The sequence below is a fragment of the Vibrio sp. QJM3NY_35 genome, assembly GCF_057785915.1.
The window spans coordinates 2,629,517-2,653,129 of record NZ_CM173507.1; the positions used below are offsets into that span (position 1 = coordinate 2,629,517).

Sequence of the window (23,613 nt, forward strand, 5' to 3'; positions counted from 1 at the left end):
ATTAAATAGATTTATTAAAAGGAGATTATTATGAAATTTAGCCTTAAAGGTTTACTAACTATCGCAGCAGCAGCTTCCGCGCTAGTTCTAGCAGGTTGTGGTGATAAAGAAGTGGATACTTCTAAAGTAAAAGTTGGCGTAATGGCAGGTGCTGAAGCTCAAGTTGCTGAAGTGGCAGCTAAAGTAGCGAAAGAGAAATACGGCCTAGATGTTGAGCTAGTAACTTTCACAGACTACGTAACACCAAACGCAGCTCTAGATGATGGTTCTATCGACATCAACGCATTCCAACACGCACCGTACCTAGATCAGCAAGTGGCTGACCGTGGCTACAAGCTAACTATCGCTGGTAACACGTTTGTTTACCCTATTGCGGGTTACTCTAAAGAAGTGAAATCGGTAGACGAAATCCAAGACGGTGCTCGTATTGCTGTACCAAACGACCCAACAAACCTAGGTCGCTCTCTACTTCTTCTTGAGCAACAAGGTCTTCTTGAGCTTCGTGAAGGTGCTGGTCTTCTAGCAACAGTTCGTGACATCGTTGGTAACCCTAAGAACCTAACGATTGTTGAACTAGACGCAGCTCAACTGCCACGTTCTCTTGATGATGTTGCTCTATCTATCATCAACACAACTTACGCAAGCTCTATCAACCTGACTCCACAAAAAGATGGCGTATTCGTTGAAGACAAAGATTCTCCTTACGTAAACCTAATCGTTTCTCGTGAAGACAACCTAAACGCTGAAAACGTACAAAACTTCGTTAAAGCTTACCAAACTGAAGAAGTGTACAACGCAGCTTCTGATATCTTCCAAGGTGGCGTAGTTAAAGGTTGGTAATCAACTAGACTGCAGCACTGTATAGATACCCGAAGGGGCTGACATAACGTCAGCCCCTTTTTATTGGTTAGGATTTACCAGGAAGGTCGACTTACCACCAAGCTTCCACTTGCATACCAACGCTCATTTCACTGTTTTTACCTTCACCGAAGGCATTGTCGTTTTCAGCATCATTTAAATAAGTAGCGAAGATACGGAATTCAGGACGAGACCAGAAACCCACTTGTGGAACCCAAGCCTGAGCGATGGTGAATTTACCACCTGCCCCATCTTTGTTATCAATCGTTTCTACAAAACCACCAATTTCAAGAATGGTACGCATGCGTTTGTCCCACTTATAAAGCGGACGAATGACGGCACTGAAAGAGTCATCATCGCTATTATTAGCACCCACACCGGTTGACGCGGCATAACGCACAGTGTGGCCAAACTCAATATTCTCGCCAATCGCAAGCACGCCCCAGTTAATCAAACGGAAGCCATCGGCGTCATTGTTGTTTGCATCTCGAACAATGCCTTTACCCGTGCCAAAAGTCGTCATCTGCTCGGCATAACCAGAGTTAGCAACCTGCAGAATGGTTTTGTTGAAACCGCCTGATAGGTTTTGATTCAAGCTCGCCGTTAGCATTACGCTGTCATCCGCATCCACCGTTTGACCTTGCTTTTCATTGGCGAAGTTCATATCAATACCGACCTCAAGATCCGCATTGTTCCACAATGGAATGCCTGCATAACGTATATCAGCAATCATGGCCGTCGTTTCTTTGCCATCAAACACATCGCCAGTCACCGTGTCTTGAATCAAAGCCACCGATAATTTACCAGGGCCTAGGTTGATGTGTTCAACGCCGGCACCAATACCACTTACATCCCAGTAGTAATTATCAACGATGTGCACATCATGACGTTGGTAGTAGCGCTCACCCGCCCAAATCCCAATGTCCTTATCTTCAAAAAGCCCCACCGCCTGAACATTCAATTGCACCACATCCACGCTTTTATCCGCGGCATTCTCATCTTGGCCTTGCCAGTACGACAACATGGAATCAACTAAAAATGAAACGTCGTCCTCAGCATACACCTCTTTCTTAAAGCCAAACTCACCATACAGGTCATTTTCGTTGCCGAGTCGGCCAACTTTACTCACCTCCCACTTGCTGTTTGAGCCGCCTTCATTACTCAGGCCAACGCCTCCGCGCATGTAACCATTGAACTCCAATGGCGTGGTTTCATCAGCGTATAAATTAGGGGTAAGTAAAGCAGTAGAGAGTGCAGCAGCAATAGGTAACAGTTTCATCGTCCATTCCTTTCAGATCTAGAATCAGGTTATTATTTAAAAATGGGAACATTCCCATGGGATCGATCCCATTTATATTAAGCAGAATATAAATTGAAAGAGAACTGATTGATTATTGTGATCAGGCTAACTATTGAAGTAACTGAAAGTTGATGGGTGTTGGATTATTTCAATGAATATATTGGCGCTACAGAAAGAGCTGAATATCACGTTCTGTACGTATTTAAAGGGGAAAAGGGTAACGATAAGAGAGTAATAAAGATCGAGCTAAGACAGGTAACGAAGTCACGGCATCGGGGATGATACAAGGTGCTAAACATTTAATATAAAAAGAAAAAAATATCGGAGCACTAAATAGCGCTCCGATATCTAAAGCATGACGCTTAAATAACCACAAAAAGACTACTTCAGGTGATCCCAAGAGATGTTTGACACCAATCGGCAATCATCACACTTGAAATAGAAAATATCGTGGATTGGTGCATCAAGCAGCCATTCACCACCACATTGCGGGCATTTGCGCTCTTTTTCATCTTTCAGGCTGATCCCACCGACACGGTATAAGTAGTAGTAGGTTGGAACCTTAGTCAGATATTCAATGCGCCCTCTTAGACCCCAACCGCGTTTAAACAGCACACTCTTAGTGTCACTGATCTCGGTTAGCGTTGCATGTTCAGCGCGACAACCCCCACCCATTTGCACTTCATCACAGGCTTGCCATTCTGTCTGCCATTTCAATACGGCTTTATGGTCGCCATTGAAGGTAGGTGGATTGCGATACAAAGGGATTGGCAGCAAACTATCGCCACTGCGCAGCGGCGAACAGGTATGCACGAATGTCGTGTATAACACCTGCCAGCTTGGCGTCTCATCTTCTGCCACTTCTTCTGAGTTCAGATCTCGACCTAGCAAACGCATTTTAGGCGCTAGTAGGCTCGCGTTAGACAAGCGATCAAAACACACTTTCACAAAGTCTGAATGATTACGCGGGTGCAAACTGTCTTGCTCCGGGCACACAACGCGAACATAGAACTCACCATCGCCCATCACGATTGGGAACTCACGACCTAACACTTGTCCGTTATAACGAAGTGCATCCATTAAGCCATTAACAGCCTTGTCGACAGCGCTTACCGTTGTGTTATCAAAACACTCAAATTGAAGTTCTAGTACGTACATCTATTTATACCGCTGGTTGTAGCTTTTCTAAAAATTCTGCCAATGTCTCGGCGAGTACATCACGATTTTTGGTGCCTAAGCGCTCCAAAATCACGTTACCTGTTAGGTTACAGATAGAGATAACATCCAGCTCTGCATCGGTCGCGGCAATGAAAACCGTTGGTTTTAGCTTTAAACGACGCTGAGTTACTAGGTGACCTAAAATGTTTTCTTGCAGGCATTCGAAGTCTTCATCACTCCAAATCTGTAACAGAGTCAATTCGTTACCATCGAAAGTTGCGTTCATATCTGCGCTGAATTGTGCGCCGTAGAAAGTCTTGATGTCTTCATGCAGAGTCAACTCAATACCGGTTTCAACGTTGGTGAAATCCGCGAATTGCTCACGTGGATAGTGCTTCCACAACACGGCATCGCCACTCTTTTCTTCTACGCATGGCGATACGATGTCCACCAACTCCTCATTACGAGGTAAGCTTTGGTGTTGCTGCTGCCACGCGTCAACGTATCGCTGACTAAAAGAAAGTAGTGCGTCTTGAGCACGTTGAGTCATGAAAATCTCCTAAACACAAAATAATAAATAGAATCCGAGCCCTTTCCGCGCTGATTAAGCGATGACTTAATGACAGGGTAAGGGGGATTCAGTAAAATCGACCCCATTCTAATCGAATTTGAAACGAAAGTATGAGCAAATATTCTGACGCAAAAGAGCTAGCGGGTTTAACCCTTGGCCAAAAAACTGAGTACTCTAACCAATACGATGCAAGTTTATTGCAACCAGTGCCTCGTAGCCTGAATCGCGATGATCTTGCGCTAAACGGCGAGCTGCCTTTTGTTGGTCATGATATTTGGACGATGTACGAGCTTTCGTGGCTGAACACCAATGGCCTACCACAAGTGGCTGTCGGTGAAGTTTTCATCCCAGCAACCAGCCCAAATTTAATTGAATCAAAATCTTTCAAGCTGTACCTGAACAGCTACAACCAGACTCAATTTGAAAACTGGGATCAAGTCACTGAGCGCCTGACCCAAGATTTGTCGGCATGTGCAGGCGAAACGGTGATTGTGAATGTAAACTCTGTAACCGATTACACCAACCAACCTATCGTGACGATGGAAGGTGACTGTATCGATAACCAAGACATCCAAATCACTAGCTACGACTTTGAAGCATCATTGCTTGAAGGCGCTGCTGGCGAACAAGACGTTGAAGAAACACTGCATAGTCACCTATTGAAGTCGAACTGTTTGATCACAAATCAACCGGATTGGGGCAGCGTTGAGATCGCATATTCTGGTAAGCAAATTGACCGTGAAGCTCTGCTACGTTATTTAGTTTCTTTCCGTGAGCACAATGAATTCCACGAACAATGTGTTGAGCGTATCTTCACTGACATCATGAAATACTGTGCACCTTCGAAGCTAACTGTATTCGCACGTTACACACGTCGTGGTGGTCTGGATATCAACCCATACCGTTCAACAGAGCAAGATAGACCAAGCCACAATAAGCGTATGGCTCGCCAATAATCAGGCGAGAACCACCCACACTTATTTGAACCTACCAAATCTTTAAAGGGACATTGAAATGCGTTGGTTATACGTTGTTAGTCTATTTATTTTAAGCTTAAGCACATCGGTCAATGCGTCAGTTTATTCGTCGGCGCTACTCAATGAAGCCAATAACTTGGTTGAGATCGAGCCGAGCCAAGCAAAACAAATGGCCAACAGCTACCTAACGCTGCGTGTCCTTTCTGATCAACGCGAGAAAAGCCCTTCGGCGATTTCTCGCGAAGAGACAGACTCTTCAATTCGAACGCCAAACAGCAGCATTGATGCCTACAAAATCTTAGCGAAAGCCGAGTACAACCTTGGCAACATTCGCATTGCAATTCAACACATCGACAAGGCCTCTGAGCTCGCGAAAACCTATAAGCTTGATTACCTAAAACTGGATCTAGAAATCCTAAAAGTACGCTTACTTTGGCTAAGTGACAGAAAGTCAGCCAAAGCAAAGGCAGAACTGGCCAATATTGAAACAAACCTAGAGTCGGTGAATAAAACCTTACGCTTAACGGAAGGCATCACCTATCGTTTGATCATGCTGAAAGCCGATATCGCCTCTTATGATAACAAGATCGATGAAGCGGAAAAGTTCTACCAAGAAGCGAAGACCTATCTCGACCAACGTTACTCTGAAAAAGTCACCATTGACTACCACATCTCGGTTGGTGAGTTTTACCTGAACCACAAAGAGTACAACCACGCGCTATCTGAGTTGTTGTATGGCTATTGGAAGTCGGTAGAAGGCAACTTAAGCTCTCGTTTGGCTAAGGTAAACCGCTTACTGGCGCAGCTTTTCTTTGAGCGACAAGTACTCGATAAAGCACTAGAACACCTATCTCAAGCCGCTGATTTTTACGACAACTTTGAAAACTCCCCAGTATTAGCACAAGTGCTTAAAAAGATGGGTGATGTGTACTTCTTCCAAGGTAAATACAACCTAGCCCTTGTACACTTTTTCAATGTTCTAGATCACGAGAGTACTGACCGAGACATCCACCAAGTCATTGATATCAGGCTAAGTCTATCGGCAACCTACTTACGCCTTTATAACTACCCTCTAGCAGAACAGTACCTAACCCGTGCCCTTGAGTTGCTGGAATATACCGACATTCCAAAGCTGGAAGGTCGAGCTGCGCTGCTATCGGCAGGGTTGGCGTATCACCTGCAAGAAAGCGAAGACGTGATAAAGCATGCGACACGTGCACTTGAGATATCGCGTCAGATAGAGAACATGCGCCTTTCGCAACGCTCATACTATTTACTCTCTTTGGGTTATGAACAGGCAGGTCGTCCACAGCAAGCATTGGCAAATCTCAAGCAATACAACAGCCTTGTCTCTTTAGAGCAGCAAAAACTCAACCGTGTTGGGGAAGACGCATTCCGCCAACAAAAAGAGTTTGCCGAACAAACCCTGCACTACGCAGGCCAAGCGCAAGAGCTAGAGCAATACAAACTGGAGCATCGTAAGTTCCAAAAAATATCGTTCGCCCTATTCCTGTTCAGCATTGTCTTGTTCTTCTTTGTTCTGCGCCGTGGCTATCTCATTCAAACCTTAGCCAAAGAAGTGGACTCACTGCGCACCGACCTATTTACGCACTCACGTTCAAAGCTTCCGAACTTAAGAATGCTCAATGCGAAGCTCTCTAACTCGCTGGAACAAACCAGCCAAACCTTCGAACAATGGCAACTTGGCGAGCTCATTCATGAACCACTCAACGACCGCTTACGCTTCGTGATGATTGATTTACCGTTTCTACGAAATATGTATACGCAGAACGGTTACAAAGCGGGTCTAGAGCTCGAAGACGCTTTCGGTGAATTTCTAAAATCTAAGCTTGAAGGCCCTGCTCGTGTCTACCATTTCTCGGACGCGAACCTGCTTTATATCGAACCTAACTCAGACCGTGATTTGTCGCCGGAAGCCGTGTTCAGAAAGATTCAATCTTGGGTGAATGACTTCGAAACAGAGCGAAACATCAACCGAACGGTCCGTATGGGCATCGCTGACTACCCATTCTTGCCACGCGCTTACACTGCAATTAACGATCAAGAGCTGCTCGACGTATTGTTGATGTCGACCAATCTAGCTCGTGAGATCAGTCTCAAAGAGCGCAGTAGCCAATGGGTCTATCTAAAAGCTATCGATAATGCACCAGCAGCAAGCCTTGCAACTGGTAACATAAGAGAAGCGTGTAAACATGCGATTAATCAAGGGTTAATAAAAATACAATCGTCGTACCAGAATGAGGACAACATCAAAAAAATGCTAAAAGATGACTGATTTGCGAGCGGTTAAGACTTGCAAGTCGTGACCTTATTTTTAGTTTTGTTATTATCGATGTAACGGAATTTCATCAAAATGATCGAGATCGGTCTACGCGGCGCTAATTAATACATCTATGGGCATTCTTGAAAAAGACATTCAGGCGCAACTCCACCAGCTGAAATTTCAGTTGGAGCAAGTCCGTTTGACGCAAAGAGACACCTCGTTCAAATTTATTAGAGAACAAAAAGTTCTAAAGCGTATCGTCACATCTTTAAGTGATGCATGTGTTGGCAGTAACAGCCATTTAGATGAAAACCTCATTGCCCTTAGGGAAGAGCTAGAAAAGCAAAAAGACATTAGCTCGATGATCCCAAAGCTGGCAGTATTAGAAAGGATGCTTAAGCAGAAAACGTTGGCTATGGATAAACAGAACGGATATCTGGACGATAGCATTAAGCACAGTGGGGAAACGCTGCAGCGCATAACTGGCCTTCCAGCACAGCTCAAACGCGACCTACGAAACTTACTTAGCTTCTCCGAATGCAATGGCAGTCAGAAAGTCGACCATGCCATGAAACTTCTCGGTATTTATGAGCGTGCCATAAAGATTATGGCGAATAACTCACGCACCCATTTTGCCGACGCTGCGCACTCTCCGGAACAAGAGCTCCTTTCCGACCTATCAAACGAATTACAACATCTGATCACTGAACTCGACTTCGAGGGTGAATCGGGTGATCTGCTTACCGATATTCGAGCAAAGCTGCTGCTTGGTGTTTCTACACAAAACCTACTTGAGCTAACACTTCAGATCCTCAAACTGGTTATTGAAGGCACTAACCTAGAACGTAAAAAATCTGAACAATTCATCGACCAGCTTAACTCTTCTCTAGCGTCCAGCATCAAAACGGCAGACCAAAATGCCGACCAGAGCCAGAGCTACTTTGAGCACCGCCAAGGTCTGAACTCTGAGTTAAATGAACTTGTCACTAGAAGCCAAAGCTCGGTAGATAAAGCGAAAGATATTGATAGTTTAAAGCTTTCGATTAATCCGCTACTCAGTGAAATCGCCTCTCTTTCGGAAAGGCTGAACCACGCAGAGCAAAAAGAACAAGCTCTGATAGAGAGAATGTGTTACGGAAAGACTCAGTTAGATTCACTCTATGAAGTGACCCAAGATTACCGTAAGCGTTTGGAAGATCAGGCTCAGCGAATGCTGCTTGACCCTCTTACTAAGGTTTACAATCGTACTGCCTTTACTGATCGCTTAGAGCTTGAGTATCGACGCTGGATTCGTGCGCAACACTCATTAAGAGTAGTGCTGCTCGACATCGACAACTTCAAAGCGATTAACGATAGCTTTGGTTATACCGCGGGCGACAAAGCACTCAAAATCATCGCAAGAACCATCACCAAAGAAGCAGGTACCACTGATACTGTGGCTCGTTTTTCAGGTGAAGAATTTGTCTTATTGCTGCCTGAGCAAACTGATGAATATTGCCACCAGGTCATTCAAAACATCCAAACTCAAGTAAGTCGTTTGCCCTTTAAGTTCCGTGACCAACAAATCACGATTACCTTGTGTGCGGCAAGCACTCAGTTTAAAGAGTCAGATACACCAGAAGAAGTATTAGAGAGACTCAATAAGACGCTAAACAAAGCAAAGCAACGCGGTACTAACCAACTTGTTTGGCACTAAGCCAACCTTAGATTTAATTTATTTCATTTTTTCAAATACTTATCACATACCATTTCCCTCAATGTTTGCTAAGCTAATGATTAACATTCGCTTAACAAGCATTCTTGGCAAGCAACGCTGTCGTATCCGTTTCGTCTGGTTAACTCTCTCCCACCTTTAACCAAACACTTTCAACGTTTGCTTCTCACTCTCGAGCCAGAGGGTCACTTCAACGTCCCCTGCTCTTTTCAACAAGGAGGCACTATGATCACTCATATCAGCCCTGCCGGTAGCATGGATTTACTCTCTCAACTTGAGGTTGAGCGTCTTAAGAAAACCGCGTCTAGTGATCTGTACCAACTGTATCGTAACTGTACGTTAGCGGTACTCAACTCAGGTAGCCACACCGACAACTCCAAAGAGTTACTCGACAAGTATCAATCGTTTGATGTTGAGGTAGTGCGACGTGAGCGTGGTATCAAACTCGAGCTGAGCAACCCACCAGAGCATGCCTTTGTCGATGGTGAAATCATCAAGGGTATTCAAGAGCACCTATTTTCAGTGTTGCGTGACATTGTTTACGTCAACATGCACTTAGCCGATAACCAACGACTCAACCTAACTAATGCCACCCACATTACCAACCTCGTATTTGGTATTCTGAGAAATGCAGGCGCACTTACGCCGGGCATCGAGCCTAACCTGATCGTGTGTTGGGGTGGTCACTCAATTAATGCCACTGAATACCAATATACTCGCGAAGTGGGTAATGAACTTGGCCTACGTGAACTGAATATCTGTACCGGTTGTGGACCGGGTGCGATGGAAGGCCCAATGAAAGGTGCCGCAATTGGTCACGCTAAGCAACGTTACACCGATCATCGCTATCTGGGGCTTACCGAGCCTTCAATCATTGCAGCTGAACCACCAAACCCAATCGTGAACGAACTTGTGATCATGCCAGATATCGAGAAGCGTCTTGAGGCATTCGTTCGTATGGCGCATGGCATCATCATTTTCCCAGGCGGCCCAGGCACGGCAGAAGAGCTGCTGTACATCTTAGGGATCATGATGCACCCGAATAACGCCGAGCAGCCAATGCCGATTGTCCTAACTGGCTCGAAAGAGAGTGAAGCTTACTTCCGCTCAATCGATAAGTTCATTGGTGAAACTCTAGGGCCTGATGCGCAGAAACATTATGAGATTGTGATTGATGATCCAGCACGCGCTGCGAAAATCATGAAACAAGCGATGCCAGATGTGCGCTCTCACCGTAAAGAGACAGGCGATGCGTACAGCTACAACTGGTCACTGCATATTGAGCCTGAGTTCCAACTGCCATTCGACCCAACACACGAGTCTATGGCGGCGCTTGATCTTCATATGGACCAAAAAACAGAGAGCCTTGCCGCTAATTTACGTAAAGCGTTCTCAGGCATTGTCGCAGGTAACGTCAAAGCAGAGGGTATTCTCGAGATCGAGAAGCACGGCCCATTCCTAATTGATGGCGACAAAGAGCTAATGACCAAGATGGACCAACTGCTGAATGACTTTGTTGAGCAACATCGAATGAAGTTACCGGGTGGTACGGACTACGTGCCTTGCTATAAAATCGCACCGAGCGATTAGGCACACTCATTAACGAGTAACTAAGTGAGTGATAACCAATTGGTAGGCATAAAGTTAATCAGCTTATGACGTTTACGTCGCTAACGTTTCAACTCACCAAGTGATACGTTACTATAAGGGGCTAGCAGCCCCTTTTATTGCCTATTTAGTGGAAACTTATGTCTATCCATCTTGTTATTATCGATGCCTTAAACCTCATCCGACGCGTACACTCTGTTCAGCCGGATCCAACCGATATAGCAAGAACCATCACCACCACTACTCGCACTCTCAATAAGATTGTTACTGAATCTAAGCCCACCCACATCATCGCGGTATTTGATCACCATTTACAAGACCGTGGCTGGCGCGAAGATGTGCTTCCTGCTTATAAGCAGAATCGTAAACCGATGCCAGAACCATTGATGAAAGGCCTTGATGCTATTCAACAAGCTTGGTGGGAGTTAGGCATTGATTCACTGCTGTCTGATGGCGATGAAGCGGATGATCTCGTCGCAACACTGGCAAAGAAAGTGGCTGACCACGGAGAAACCGTCACCATCGTCTCGACGGATAAGGGCTACTGCCAACTGTTGTCACCAACGCTTCAGATCCGAGATTACTTCCAGCACCGCTGGTTAGATAAACCCTTTATCGAAGCTGAGTTTGGCGTTAAACCTGAACAACTGGCGGATTACTGGGGATTAACGGGCGTAAGCTCTAGCCAAGTACCGGGAATCCCTGGTGTGGGCCCCAAAGCGGCCAAAGAGATATTAAATTCGTATCCAGATATCGAAGCAGCATATCAAGCAGAAGACCTGCCGAAAAAATATCGTAAGAAGTTCGACGAACACATCGAATCCGCTCGTGTATGTAAACAAGTATCAGCACTCAAAACCGATATTGATTTAGGGTTCAACCTGCAAGACATTCGTTACGAAGCGAACGCTTAAGTCCTGTGAATCGACGGTATTGATATAAAAAATGCCCCTTAAAGGAGCATTTTTTATCACTGACACACTAACTTAAATTTAGTGCGGTGAAATATTTGAAAGCGCCTGAATGTGAACCGTGATCTCTTCACGATCGTGGTAAAGGTGCTTAGCCTGCATCTTGAATTTAACTTTGTTATCAATCAGAAACTGTTTTAGGTTCTCGATATCTTGCAGAACTTCATCGTAACGGCCTTTCATTGGCAGTTTAAGGTTGAACAATGCTTCTTTCGCCCAACCTTTAATGATCCACTCCCCCATAAGGTGTGCAACACGAGCTGGCTTCTCAACCATGTCACAGATAATCCATGTCACGTTCTTACGGTCTGGTTCAAACTTAAAGCCATCCACCATGTGGTGCTTAATTTGACCCGTTTCCATTAGGCTGTCTGCCATCATGCCGTTATCAACACAGTGAACGAACATCGAGCGCTTAACCAATTGGTAAGTCCAACCACCTGGACACGCACCTAAATCAACCCCCCACATACCTGGAGCCAGACGCTCGTCCCACTCATCACGAGGGATGAATACGTGGAATGCTTCTTCTAGCTTCAATGTAGAACGGCTTGGCGCATCTGATGGGAATTTTAGACGAGGGATACCCATAAAGAACTGTGAGTTGTTCGTTGGGTAAGAGTAACCAACAAAACAGTGACCCGGAGCGATGAAGCATAAATGAAGCACAGGCTTCTTAGCGTTATCTTTCGCTGTCATCAGGCCTTTACCACGCATCGCTTGACGCATCGGCACAGTAAACTTACGGCAGAACTTCAAAAGCTCTTTTGCTTCGTTAGTGTCTGGCGTTTCAATACGGATATCACCACAACGAGGGAAACCTTCTTTCTCAGAAAGCGCCTCAAGAATTGGAGAAATACGGTCATCGGTTGGCAGGTCTTTAATTTCAACAGCCACTGCTAGCATTTGACGAGCAAAGATCAGCGATTGGAAGTCGATCTCTTTGACCAATTTATCGGCTTCGCCTGCTTGATAACATTCAAACAATACAAAGCCTGTATTGTTCTTTAAGCGAGGAAAACCAAACACTTCCAGTTGTGTTGCCTTGTCTTGAATTTCGCCAGCACATTCTTTTTCAAAACCAGAGCGACAATAAAGTAGTACGTGTTTCACTGAGTTACCTCTTTTATATTCAAAGCAGCGAAGGAGAAGACTCCCCAACCAATGATAAATAGTAGACCACCAAACGGTGTTATAGGGCCAAACCATTTTATTCCTGTCAGTGCTAGCCCATAAAGGCTGCCACTAAAACAAAGGATGCCGATGATAAAGCAAATTGCCGCAATGAAAAAATATTTTTGTGATTTAGCGCCAAGTTTCATCTGTAACAGAGCACCACATGCCAATATCGCTAGAGTATGAATAAACTGATACTGAACACCCGTCTCAAACACACCCAAAAGATACTCAGGCAAGATCGCTTTTAAGCCATGAGCGGCGAATGCACCAAGCATCACAGCAATCGCGCCAGAGATACCTGCAAACGTGAGTAAATACTTACTTCTCATCGAGTACCCCTTTGATAAACGCCGATAGCTTCTCAACGGTTAAGGCAATATTCTGCTGCTCTGTGTAACCAGAGCTCTTGCGCGGCTTAAAGCTGTGGTCGCCATCGGGGATAAATTCAACCCGAATAGAATCGGACAGTTCAAAGTCAGCAAACTCTTCACGCTTGCCAAAGGTATCGCGCTCACCTTGTAAAATGAGGCACGGCTTTGCTAACTCAGCCAGATGCTCACCTTTGTACTTCTCAGGTTTACCTGGTGGATGGAAAGGAAAGCCTAAACATGCCATTGCGGCCACCTTATCAACTTTAGACAAATGACTCGCCATACGCCCACCCATCGACTTACCACCAATCACAAGCTTATCGGCATCAACCTGCTCAATAATCTCTTGGTAGGCTTCAAGTAGCTTAGGTGCTCTGTCAGGTGGGCGACGCTTACCATCTTCAGCACGTTTAATCATGTAAGGGAAGTTGAAACGAATCACTCGTATCCCTTTAAAGGCTAACCCTTTGGCTACCGACTGCATGAACTCATGATCCATGCCTGCTCCAGCACCATGGGCAAAGATAAAGGTGATCGGATTGTCTTCACCATCAATGATGACGTTATTCATCGAGTAAGTCCTCTTGTTCACTTTGCGCTTTCGCTAGCATCCAGTCGCGGAAAGTAGCAATGCGACCCATGTCGGCTTGTTTCTCATGACAAACCACATAGAAGGCGTTCTTACTCACCAACACTTCATCAAAAGGCGCAATCAAACGACCGGCTTCGATTTCAGGCTGCGCCAACACGTTGTTACCTAGAGCAATGCCCTGGCCGTGAGCCGCTGCCTGCAGCACCATGGTAGAGTGACTGAAGATAGGACCGTGATTAACGTTTACTCCGTCGATGCCATTTTGCTTAGCGAACTGTTTCCAATCCTTTCGCGAAGTATCATGCAATAGCGTATGACATGCCAAATCACTGAGAGATTCTAATGGTTTTACTCCTAGCAGCACAGAAGGTGAGCAAAGAGGGATCAAGTATTCTTGGTAAAGCTTATCGGCTCTGAGCCCCGACCAATTACCTCGGCCATAGTAAATAGCCACGTCTACATCATCGGTCAGCGAGCCTTCATCCATATCAACGGCTTTGATCCTTACATCAATATCAGGTTCTTGCTGATTAAAGTCAGCGAGCCTTGGTACCAACCATTGAATAGCAAAACTCGGCGGCAAACTGATGGTCAATGCGCCCTTCTCACTTCGCTCAAGCACTTTGTCTGTCGCTTCTGCCAGTGATGTGAAAATATCTTTGATATCTAAGAAGTAGCTTTGGCCTTCTTCAGTCAGCAGCAAAGAGCGGTTTCTTCGGCGAAACAGCTTCAAAGACAGGAACTCTTCAAGCGCTTTGATCTGATGGCTGACCGCCGCTTGAGTAACGAACAACTCTTCTGCGGCACGCGTAAAACTCAAGTGTCGAGCTGCTGCTTCAAACACTCTTAGCGAGTTTAATGGGGGTAATCGACGAGACATAGTTACTCTCTAAATAAGCATTAGTTTTTTTTATCTGAAACATTATAATTTGTCCATTGCCTAGCGGCCAGAGAAATTCTATATTTCATCCCGCAGCAGCTAGCCTGAACGGCTTGATTCTCTCTAGAATCAATTGGCTTAGCTCCTGCGATGTTGTGTTTGCAAACTCGTTCTTTTCGAGTTGGGTAGAGTTCTACCAAATGTTTTGTTGCAGTTCTATACTGAAACGAGACATGTACTTCCTGTATTTATTTTGACCTGTCTGTCAAATTTGTTTACACCGCCTTATGGGCGGTGTTTTTTTATGTCTAAAGAAATGTAACGACAAGTTTATCAATAGCTGTGCTAATTAATCTTTATTATTTTTCATCGCTAATCACAGAATCAGACACCCACTCAAATAATCAACTGAACACATACAAACTGAACCATTGAGTTGCACTAAAAAGTAACAGAATACTTCAAGATACTCACACTTCTTCAGCACTTATAAACCCGTTTAGAGCTCACTCTTTCTATCAATCAAAATTTCAAAGCTGAGCATGACGATAGCACGCCCAAACTCACGCCTCTGTCTGACTACTGTAAATCATTCACAATAGAAAATAAAAAAGCCGCTTACTTTTCAGTAAGCGGCTTTGCAAAATGATTAACGGTTGGTCAACACACCACTATGGGCGGTAAACCTTAACGTTATGGAAGCCTTGCTCTTGTAGGTAAAGTGCCTGTAGACGGCTCATTACACCACGGTCACAGTACAGCAAGTACTCTTTCGCTTGGTCTAGATCGCCAAACTGAGTCGAAAGCTTGAAGAATGGGATGTGTTTAATTTCAACACCATCGATCTCTAGCGGGCTTTCGTCTTCTTCTTCTGGGCTACGGATATCAAGAACAATAGCGTCCTCAGCAACCGCTTGAACTTGTTCAACTTCTGGTGCTTGCTCTTGGCTCTCTTTCTCGATGTCACGGATATCCATAACACGAGCGTTCTCGATTACTTGATCCAGCACTTCAAAGTTAAACTTAGCTTCTTCTGCTTCTAGTTTACCTTTCTTCGCTTTCACGGTTGGCTTCTTAGAGATAACACCACAGTACTCAGGCATTACCTTAGCGAAGTCTTCAGTACCGATGATACGAGAAAGGTCGATGATGTCTTCTTTGTCCCAGTTGATAAGCGGACGAAGAATCAAAGTGTCTGTCACGTTGTCGATGTGGCGAAGGTTAGTTAGCGTTTGGCTAGAAACCTGGCCAAGTGCTTCACCTGTTACTAGAGCTTCAATACCGAAGCGCTCTGCAACCATACCACCAGCACGCATGAACATACGCTTAAGAACAACGCCCATTTGGCCGTCTTCTACGTTCTCAAGGATTTCAGCAACCACAGGTTCAAAGTCTACAGAAATGAACTTCACCTTTGCAGATGAGCCGTATTTATTCCATAGGTAGTGAGCTACTTGCTTAACGCCAATCTCGTGCGCTGGGCCACCAAGGTTGAAGAAACAGTAGTGAACCTTAGAGCCACGTTTGATGTGCAGGTAGCTTGAAACACCAGAATCAAAGCCGCCTGAGATCAAGCTTAGTAGATCTTCTTGAGTGCCAAGAGGGAAGCCACCTAGGCCTTTGTGACGAGCTAGAACTTGGTTTAGCTTGTCGTTAGCCACTTCAACCTTAACGGTTACATCAGGGTTCTTAAGTCGAACTTTCGCTGACTCAACTGCTTGGTTTAGACCGCCGCCTACGTAGCGCTCAAGTTCAATAGAGGTAAAGTCATGCTTACCACGACGCTTAGCACGTACAGAGAAAGTCTTGCCTTCAATATCAGCACGGCTGCGTTCTAGTACTTGCTCGTAAATATCGTGCAAGTCTTTGAACTCAGACTGTTGAACTTCAAGAGAGTGGTGAATACCTGGAGTGTGAGTCAGAGCCTCTAACACTTCAGCGTAGTACTGGTCACTCTCAGACGTCACTTCGATATGATCGCGACGGTTGAATACCGCAACACTTTCACAGCGACGTTGAATAACGTTACGAATGTTGCACTCTAGAATCCTTGTGAAGCGCTTACGCACCGATTCACTTTTTACAAAAATTTCCGGATGGGGCTTAACAATAAATTTCATAGTACTTTCACAACATTAATGTTCAAAATTTTGAAAACGCTCATCGCCAAGTAAATTAGAGAATTTACCCAGCACTTGAAGCAAGAATAGATCATATCTAAATCTAAGGGCGCGAATTATACATGAGAAAGTGAAGCAAGGAAAAGAGTGCTTGCTGCAACACCATCATTAAACCGCTTGTTATTAACAGTAGCAGGTTTCGAAACGACATAAATACCGCAAAGAACCATTGAAGACCAGCAAACAAAAAGCCCAACCTCATTATAAGGTTGGGCTTTCGATGCTATCTGCATGCTACCGTGTGTACACGTATAGGCTATTCATTAATAACAGGCACTTCATCACTGTAAAGCGGTTCGCCCTGCATGATGCTGATTTCAACGCGGCGGTTGAGGCTACGTTGCCATTCAGTATCGTTCGGCTCGACTGGTTCGGTATCCGCCATGCCACGTACTCTCAAGCGTTGATGAGAGAAACCACGCACCTTTTCCATCTCTTGAGCAACAGACACTGCTCGCTGTGATGACAAGTCCCAATTAGAGCGATAAAGCTCGGAATCAAGACGTTGATTATCGGTGTGCCCTGAGATTCGAACAATACCTGGAACATCTTTAACCAGTTCAGCTACCTGTCTCACCAAAGGTCGGAACTTAGGCTGTAGGAAAGCAGAACCTGATGGGAATGCACCCTTCTCACGAATTCGAATCACAATCTGCTGGCCAAGATTTTCAACTTCAATCGCGCCTTGGTCTATCTCTCGCTCCAACGCCTTCTTGATGCTTTCCATTAAGGTTTCCATCTCTTGCGATTGAGCTTCAGCTTGTTGTTGCTGTTGGTCTGACTCAGAGTTTTGATTGTCGTGAGTCGAAACCTCTGGCGACTTGCCTCCGGTCATCTTGCCTTGATCACGCATGGTACCGCCAGCACGCTCAGATTCACCTTCATGAAACTCCAGCGTTTGCTGCGTAATATCAATCGTCTGCTGCATGATCACATCAATCGGTGTCGGCTCTGGACGACCAGGTCGAAACTCTTGTGCAATGATGCTGGTGCCTTTAGGAATGTCTTTCACTTCCAAGCGGTTTTGTACACCAAACGCAAATTTCATCGAGCCAGCGATCTGTTTGAACTTCAGGACGTCCATCTCAGAGAATGAGAGCAGCAGTACGAAGAAACACATCAGCAGTGACATCAAGTCAGCAAATGTCCCCATCCATTGAGGTAACCCAGGAGGAGGACATTTACATGGATTCTCTTCATCCATCTTCAACTCCTCTTACGCCGGTTCACCATCAATCGTGCGCTTACCTTCGTTCAGGTAGCTCTTGAGGTAACCATCAATAACTCGTGGGTTCTGGCCATCTTGAATCGCTAATACGCCATCCATCACCAAACGACGGTTGAGTGTCTCTTGGTCACGACGTAACGCAAGTTTGTCAGCAATTGGAAAGAACACCATGTTCGAAAGAATCGCACCATATAGTGTGGTTAAAAGTGCCACCGCCATCGCAGGACCGATCGCTTTAGGATCATCCATGTTCGAAAGCATGGCTACCAGGCCAACCAAGGTACCAATCATACCCATCGCAGGGGCAACATCACCGAATGCAGAGAACACTTTCGCGCCCTGCTCGTGACGTTCTGTGGTTAATGCTATGTCTTTTTGCAGTGCAGCACGCACCACATCACCATCATGGCCATCCACCAATAGGTCGATGCCCTTTTGCATGAAACTGTTGTTAATTTCCATCTCTTCAAGTGCTAAGAAGCCACCTTTACGAGCAGCGTCAGCCATCTCTACAACTTTCGCAATAAGATCTTCAGGCTCATCCGCTTTAAACATAAAAGCTTTGCCTGCGATTTTAGTCGCACCAAAGAACTGTCCCATGGTGAACTTCATTAGAACAACAAAGGTTGAGCCACCAACTACGATCAAAATGGATGTCGTGTCATAGAACATCCCGAGGCTTCCACCTAGGATCATTGCCATAATTACAAAGGCAAATCCACCAATCAAACCTATTAGGGTTGCTAAATCCACTGAGCACTCCTCATGCTTTTTTGTAGCTCTATGTCGACGATAATCTTTGTATCGGCAAGACTATAAGATCTTTTAGTAAATTCTTGGCCTAAGTATCACACTTTTCGTTTTTGAATCCCAACTATTGGCTTACTTTGCTCTTATACGTAGCGCATAAACTCGATAAAGCTAAGGTTATTCAAGCAAAGTGCGTTCAAGCCCCTTAAAAACGAACTTTCTAGCAAAATTTCTTGGTTACATTTGACCATCTCAGCGGCCTAGGGTAACGTTCGTTCATCTTTCCAAACGCAGATTTATTATGGCTACTAAGAAACCTGAAAATATGAGCTTTGAAGCAGCAATCGAAGAGCTTGATGGCTTGGTTGATCAACTAGAAAATGGTGATCTAGCTTTAGATGATGCGCTGAAAAAGTTCGAACGAGGCATCTCCCTCGCTCGTGCCGGTCAAAGCAAACTAAATGATGCTGAACAGCGTGTTAGCATCCTACTGCAAAATGATGAAAACGCAGAACTTAGTGACTTTAACCCACAACCAGAATAACGAATTGTATGAGATCCCCTATGATCGAGACTTTATTGTCTTATCAAGCACGTAATAACGAGCAATTGAACCTTTGGCTTGATCGCCTACCACACCAAAATCAGAACCTGATCAACGCGATGCGTTATGGGTTACTTTTAGGCGGTAAACGCGCACGTCCATTTCTTGTCTACATTACAGGGGAAATGCTCGGCTGCACCGCTGAAGAACTCGACACTCCAGCATCTGCAATCGAATGTATTCATGCCTATTCTCTGATTCACGACGACCTTCCAGCAATGGACGACGATGAACTGCGTCGTGGCCATCAGACTTGTCACATCAAATACGATGAAGCAACGGCAATTTTAACTGGCGATGCACTACAAACTCTCGCGTTTACTATACTTGCGGAAGGTACATTAAGTGCTGACGGTGAAAGCAATCGCGTTCAAATGATTCAACGCCTAGCTGAAGCCTCTGGTGCACAAGGTATGTGTATTGGACAAGCACTTGATATTGAAGCTGAAAACCGCTCTGTCACGCTAGAAGAGTTAGAAGAAGTTCATCGCAATAAAACGGGCGCGCTAATGAAATGTGCGATTCGTTTAGGTGCGCTTGCTGCTGGTGAAAAAGCGTTTGAAGTGATGCCTCAATTAGACAAGTACGCCGATGCCATTGGATTAGCATTCCAGGTTCAAGATGATATTTTAGATATCACTAGCGATACTGAAACTTTGGGTAAACCACAGGGTTCTGACCAAGAATTGAACAAAAGCACCTACCCTTCTTTGTTAGGTTTAGAGGGCGCTCAAGAAAAAGCGCAAACTCTGCTACAGGAAGCGCTTCAAGCTTTGGCTGCAATCCCATACAATACCCAGTCACTCGAAGAGTTCGCCCGATACGTCATCGAGCGCAAGAACTAAGACAATAAGCGCGCATTACCTATGACTCTTGATATATCAAAGTACCCAACTCTTGCTTTGGCTGATAAGCCAGAGGATTTGCGTCTACTTCCAAAAGAGACGCTTACACAGCTTTGTGATGAATTACGTACCTATCTTCTTAACTCAGTGAGCCAGTCAAGCGGTCACTTAGCGTCAGGCTTAGGTACAGTGGAGCTAACCGTTGCTCTGCATTACGTGTACAACACGCCTTTTGACCAGTTGGTTTGGGATGTTGGCCACCAAGCATACCCGCACAAAATTCTTACAGGTCGTCGCGACCGCTTGTCAACTATCCGTCAAAAAGATGGACTGCACCCATTCCCATGGCGTCAAGAGAGCGAATACGACACCCTTTCTGTTGGTCACTCTTCAACGTCGATCAGTGCTGCACTTGGTATGGCGATCAGTGCTAAGAAAGAAGGCAAGAACCGTAAAGTCGTGAGTGTGATTGGTGATGGCGCGATTACTGCGGGTATGGCATTTGAAGCCATGAACCACGCAGGCGATATTCACAATGACATGCTGGTTATCCTGAATGATAACGAGATGTCGATCTCTGAAAACGTAGGTGCGCTAAACAACCACCTAGCTCAAGTTCTTTCTGGCAGTCTTTACACGTCAATTCGTGAGGGCGGCAAGAAAGTGCTATCAGGCGTTCCGCCGATTAAAGAGCTGGTTCGTCGTACAGAAGAACATCTAAAAGGCATGGTAGTCCCTGGCACCATGTTCGAAGAGTTAGGCTTTAACTACATTGGTCCAATTGATGGTCACGATGTCAATGAGCTGATTAAAACGCTGAAGAACATGAGAGATCTTAAAGGCCCTCAGTTCCTGCATATCATGACCAAGAAAGGCAAAGGCTACGAGCCAGCTGAGAAAGATCCAATTGGCTACCATGGCGTACCTAAATTCGATCCTGCACATTCAAGTCTGCCTAAGAGCACCAGCTCTAAACCAACTTTCTCTAAGATTTTTGGCGACTTCCTGTGTGATATGGCCGCTCAAGATCCTAAGCTAATGGCGATAACGCCAGCAATGCGTGAAGGTTCTGGTATGGTGCGTTTCTCGAAAGAGTACCCAGAACAGTACTTTGATGTAGCGATTGCTGAGCAACACGCTGTAACACTAGCAACCGGTATGGCGATTGCGGGTGATAAGCCGATTGTGGCTATCTACTCGACTTTCCTACAACGTGGCTACGATCAACTGATCCACGATGTGGCAATCATGGATCTACCGGTTATGTTCGCTATTGACCGTGCAGGTCTTGTCGGTGCCGATGGTCAAACACACCAAGGTGCGTTCGACTTAAGCTTTATGCGCTGCATTCCAAACATGGTGATCATGGCACCAAGCGACGAGAACGAATGTCGCCAAATGCTTTACACCGGCCACCAGCACACGGGGCCAAGTGCCGTTCGTTACCCTCGCGGTAATGGCATGGGTACTGAGATTCAAAGTGAGTTTACCGCTCTTGAGATTGGTAAAGGTCGTATCGTTCGCGAAAGCGAAAAAGCAAAAGATGGCTCGAAAGTCGCTATCTTAAGCTTCGGTACTTTCCTTGAGAGTGCACTTCAAGCCGCTGACGCCATCGATGCGACGGTTGCAGATATGCGCTTTGTGAAACCACTCGATGAAGCTCTGATCAAACAACTTGCTGCTGACCACGATGTTCTGGTAACTATCGAAGAGAATGCGATTGCAGGTGGTGCGGGCGCAGGTGTGATTGAATTCTTGATGCAAGAGAAACTGCTGATGCCAGTATTGAACCTTGGCCTACCAGACAAGTTCATTGCTCAAGGTACGCAAGGCGAACTGCATGAAGAGCTTGGTTTGGACGCGAAAGGTATTGAGAAGTCTATCTCTGACTACCTTGCTAAATAGCCTTAATACGTAAGCTCGTAAGCTCCGCAAACAAAAAAGGTTGGCCCTAGGGTCAACCTTTTTAGTATCTGCTAATTAGTTTGGTCTTTCAGTTAGCTCACACTAACCAACCAGCGAAATGTGCCACGGCATACAACGAAATAGCCGCCATAATACCCGCTACAATATCGTCAATCATGATACCTAAACCGCCGTGAATTCGTGCATCTAACCAACCAATCGGCCATGGTTTCACCATGTCAAAGAAGCGGAAAAGCACAAAACCAGTCAGCAGCCACTTCCAGTCATCAGCAGGGATATTCAACATAGGCACTAAGCTCATGGTGATCCAAAAGCCCGCAAACTCATCCCAAACGATAGAACCGTGGTCATGCACGCCCATATCGTCAGACGTTACTTGGCAGATCTTAATACCAATCATGCAGCTTACCACCACCACGGCAACGTAAGCAGGAAACGGTAACTGAACCAACAATAGGTACAACGGAATTGACGCAAGCGTGCCCATTGTGCCGGGAATAATAGGCGATAAGCCACTGCCAAAACCCGTTGCTAAGAAATGCCAAGGGTTTTTAAGAGAAATAAGAGAAAGTGGGTTTGTCATCAATTAACCTTAAAGTGATCGTAACCAGTTAAGTTCCAGCTTAGTGGTTCACCATTATTGTGTAATTCAAAATATTCTACAGGTCTTATCTGGCCAATGCAGGTGACTTTTGTACCTGTGTGTGACAAAGCACTTTCCAACGACCCTTTATTCTCTTCTGGTACAGTAAAGCACAGCTCGTACTCTTCACCACTCGTTAGCGCATACTGCTGAGCTGAAATGATATCAGGAGCGAACTGACGTAATTCTGCAGAGATAGGCAGCGTGCTTACATCAATACTCGCGCCAACTTGAGAACGCTTAAGGATATGTTTTAAATCAGCAATAACACCATCAGAGATATCAATCGCCGATGAAGCAAGGTTCACTAGCGCCTGACCCGCTAACACTCGTGGAGTGCTCACATAATGTCTCTCTTCTAGCTCAGCAGCATAGGGCTTCGCTTTGTTCTGCTCTGGGTTAAGTAGCACCTCTAGGCCAGCTTTACTGTCACCTAGGTTACCTGTTACGTAAATCCAGTCACCCACTTTAGCGCCATCTCTGCGCAGCGCTCGCCCTTCAGGAACAAAGCCTTGTACAGTCAGTGTCAGGCTTAGTGGGCCTTTGGTGGTGTCGCCACCAATTAACTGAATACCAAAGTAGTCTGCGAGTTTAAAAAAAGAGTCACAGAAAGGAGCAAGCCATGCTTCGTCGATTTCAGGCATAGTTAAAGCAAAAGAGACCCACGCCGGCGTTGCGCCCATAGCGGCAAGATCACTGATATTGGAAGCCAACGCCTTGTGCGCCACCCAAGCCGGATTCGCCTCAGCTAAGAAATGGGTACCAGCCACTAAGGTGTCTGTGCTGATCGCTATCTCAACATTGCCCGGCGCTTTGACCAAAGCGCAATCATCGCCAGCAGCCAGAAGAACGTCTTTACGTTGTGGTTGTCGATTTACAAAATATTTTTCAATCAGGTTAAATTCGCCAGACATCACATGCCCTATCTTTAGTCTCATAAAAATCGCCGTAATTATGGATATTACAGAAATTTA

21 protein-coding genes are annotated in these 23,613 nt (G+C 45.4%); 9 read left to right on the top strand and 12 right to left on the bottom strand.

Annotated elements, in window-relative coordinates; translation table 11 throughout:
* Positions 1-30: 30 nt before the first annotated feature.
* A complete protein-coding gene (locus AC3CH3_RS11795) occupies positions 31-840 on the top strand; it encodes a MetQ/NlpA family lipoprotein (protein WP_019824947.1) in 810 nt (269 codons plus the stop codon).
* A gap of 91 nt (positions 841-931) precedes the next feature.
* On the opposite strand, the gene AC3CH3_RS11800 is transcribed toward AC3CH3_RS11795, so the two are convergent.
* The 3 genes from AC3CH3_RS11800 to syd form a co-directional block, all read right to left on the bottom strand.
* On the bottom strand, positions 932-2,137 hold the full coding sequence (locus AC3CH3_RS11800) for a carbohydrate porin (protein ID WP_446562904.1): 1,206 nt from the start codon (positions 2,135-2,137) through the stop codon (positions 932-934).
* A gap of 402 nt (positions 2,138-2,539) precedes the next feature.
* Positions 2,540-3,316 (bottom strand): Zn-ribbon-containing protein, encoded by a 777-nt coding sequence (locus AC3CH3_RS11805; protein WP_017060766.1) that lies wholly within the window; start codon positions 3,314-3,316, stop codon positions 2,540-2,542.
* Positions 3,317-3,320: 4 nt separating this feature from the next.
* A complete protein-coding gene (gene syd, locus AC3CH3_RS11810) occupies positions 3,321-3,866 on the bottom strand; it encodes a SecY-interacting protein (RefSeq protein WP_017089736.1) in 546 nt (181 codons plus the stop codon).
* 131 nt (positions 3,867-3,997) lie between these two features.
* Here syd and queF point away from each other — a divergent pair, with 131 nt between their 5' ends.
* The 5 genes from queF (at position 3,998) to xni (ending at position 11,384) form a co-directional block, all read left to right on the top strand.
* Entirely contained in the window at positions 3,998-4,843 is an 846-nt protein-coding gene (queF, locus tag AC3CH3_RS11815; RefSeq protein ID WP_017060768.1) for an NADPH-dependent 7-cyano-7-deazaguanine reductase QueF, read from the top strand.
* 58 nt (positions 4,844-4,901) lie between these two features.
* Positions 4,902-7,160 carry a tetratricopeptide repeat protein gene (locus tag AC3CH3_RS11820; protein ID WP_019824941.1) on the top strand — a complete coding sequence of 753 codons (2,259 nt, stop codon included), beginning with the start codon at positions 4,902-4,904 and terminating at the stop codon, positions 7,158-7,160.
* Positions 7,161-7,278: 118 nt separating this feature from the next.
* On the top strand, positions 7,279-8,844 hold the full coding sequence (locus AC3CH3_RS11825; protein WP_488537210.1) for a sensor domain-containing diguanylate cyclase: 1,566 nt from the start codon (positions 7,279-7,281) through the stop codon (positions 8,842-8,844).
* A 243-nt stretch (positions 8,845-9,087) separates the two neighbouring features.
* The gene (gene ppnN / locus AC3CH3_RS11830; protein ID WP_060982554.1) at positions 9,088-10,452 is read left to right on the top strand and encodes a nucleotide 5'-monophosphate nucleosidase PpnN; all 1,365 of its coding nucleotides are present in this window, start codon (positions 9,088-9,090) and stop codon (positions 10,450-10,452) included.
* Between the two features lie 158 nt (positions 10,453-10,610).
* Positions 10,611-11,384, top strand: a complete 774-nt coding sequence (gene xni / locus AC3CH3_RS11835; RefSeq protein WP_488537211.1) for a flap endonuclease Xni — start codon at positions 10,611-10,613, stop codon at positions 11,382-11,384.
* Positions 11,385-11,462: 78 nt separating this feature from the next.
* Here xni and rlmM read toward each other — a convergent pair whose 3' ends face one another.
* From rlmM to pomA, 7 genes are all read right to left on the bottom strand, one after another.
* Positions 11,463-12,554, bottom strand: a complete 1,092-nt coding sequence (gene rlmM / locus AC3CH3_RS11840) for a 23S rRNA (cytidine(2498)-2'-O)-methyltransferase RlmM (protein WP_488537212.1) — start codon at positions 12,552-12,554, stop codon at positions 11,463-11,465.
* The gene (locus AC3CH3_RS11845; RefSeq protein WP_004734382.1) at positions 12,551-12,949 is read right to left on the bottom strand and encodes a DUF423 domain-containing protein; all 399 of its coding nucleotides are present in this window, start codon (positions 12,947-12,949) and stop codon (positions 12,551-12,553) included. The genes rlmM and AC3CH3_RS11845 overlap by 4 nt, the downstream gene beginning before the upstream one ends.
* Positions 12,939-13,562 carry an alpha/beta fold hydrolase gene (locus AC3CH3_RS11850; protein WP_488537213.1) on the bottom strand — a complete coding sequence of 208 codons (624 nt, stop codon included), beginning with the start codon at positions 13,560-13,562 and terminating at the stop codon, positions 12,939-12,941. Before AC3CH3_RS11850 ends, AC3CH3_RS11845 begins: the two co-directional genes overlap by 11 nt.
* Positions 13,555-14,463, bottom strand: a complete 909-nt coding sequence (locus AC3CH3_RS11855; protein WP_012604639.1) for a transcriptional regulator GcvA — start codon at positions 14,461-14,463, stop codon at positions 13,555-13,557. The genes AC3CH3_RS11850 and AC3CH3_RS11855 overlap by 8 nt, the downstream gene beginning before the upstream one ends.
* Before the next feature lie 671 nt (positions 14,464-15,134).
* Positions 15,135-16,583, bottom strand: a complete 1,449-nt coding sequence (gene thiI, locus AC3CH3_RS11860; protein WP_488537214.1) for a tRNA uracil 4-sulfurtransferase ThiI — start codon at positions 16,581-16,583, stop codon at positions 15,135-15,137.
* 316 nt (positions 16,584-16,899) lie between these two features.
* Complete coding sequence (locus AC3CH3_RS11865; RefSeq protein WP_017060777.1) at positions 16,900-17,847, bottom strand: flagellar motor protein MotB; 948 nt, start codon at positions 17,845-17,847, stop codon at positions 16,900-16,902.
* A 12-nt stretch (positions 17,848-17,859) separates the two neighbouring features.
* Positions 17,860-18,624, bottom strand: coding sequence for a flagellar motor protein PomA (gene pomA, locus AC3CH3_RS11870; RefSeq protein ID WP_017060778.1), 765 nt, complete (start codon positions 18,622-18,624; stop codon positions 17,860-17,862).
* Positions 18,625-18,922: 298 nt separating this feature from the next.
* On the opposite strand from pomA, the gene xseB reads away from it, so the two are divergent.
* From xseB to dxs, 3 genes are read left to right on the top strand one after another with little or no spacing between them, the layout of a single operon-like run.
* Positions 18,923-19,165: an exodeoxyribonuclease VII small subunit gene (gene xseB, locus AC3CH3_RS11875; RefSeq protein WP_004734405.1), complete on the top strand. Its 243-nt coding sequence runs from the start codon at positions 18,923-18,925 to the stop codon at positions 19,163-19,165.
* A gap of 20 nt (positions 19,166-19,185) precedes the next feature.
* Positions 19,186-20,070, top strand: a complete 885-nt coding sequence (ispA, locus tag AC3CH3_RS11880; RefSeq protein WP_019824927.1) for a (2E,6E)-farnesyl diphosphate synthase — start codon at positions 19,186-19,188, stop codon at positions 20,068-20,070.
* A gap of 21 nt (positions 20,071-20,091) precedes the next feature.
* Positions 20,092-21,975, top strand: coding sequence for a 1-deoxy-D-xylulose-5-phosphate synthase (gene dxs / locus AC3CH3_RS11885; protein ID WP_019824925.1), 1,884 nt, complete (start codon positions 20,092-20,094; stop codon positions 21,973-21,975).
* A 97-nt stretch (positions 21,976-22,072) separates the two neighbouring features.
* Here dxs and pgpA read toward each other — a convergent pair whose 3' ends face one another.
* Together pgpA and thiL are read right to left on the bottom strand one after the other, a co-directional pair.
* The gene (pgpA, locus tag AC3CH3_RS11890) at positions 22,073-22,579 is read right to left on the bottom strand and encodes a phosphatidylglycerophosphatase A (protein WP_029405629.1); all 507 of its coding nucleotides are present in this window, start codon (positions 22,577-22,579) and stop codon (positions 22,073-22,075) included.
* Complete coding sequence (gene thiL, locus AC3CH3_RS11895) at positions 22,579-23,553, bottom strand: thiamine-phosphate kinase (protein WP_029405628.1); 975 nt, start codon at positions 23,551-23,553, stop codon at positions 22,579-22,581. Before thiL ends, pgpA begins: the two co-directional genes overlap by 1 nt.
* Positions 23,554-23,613 lie beyond the last annotated feature (60 nt).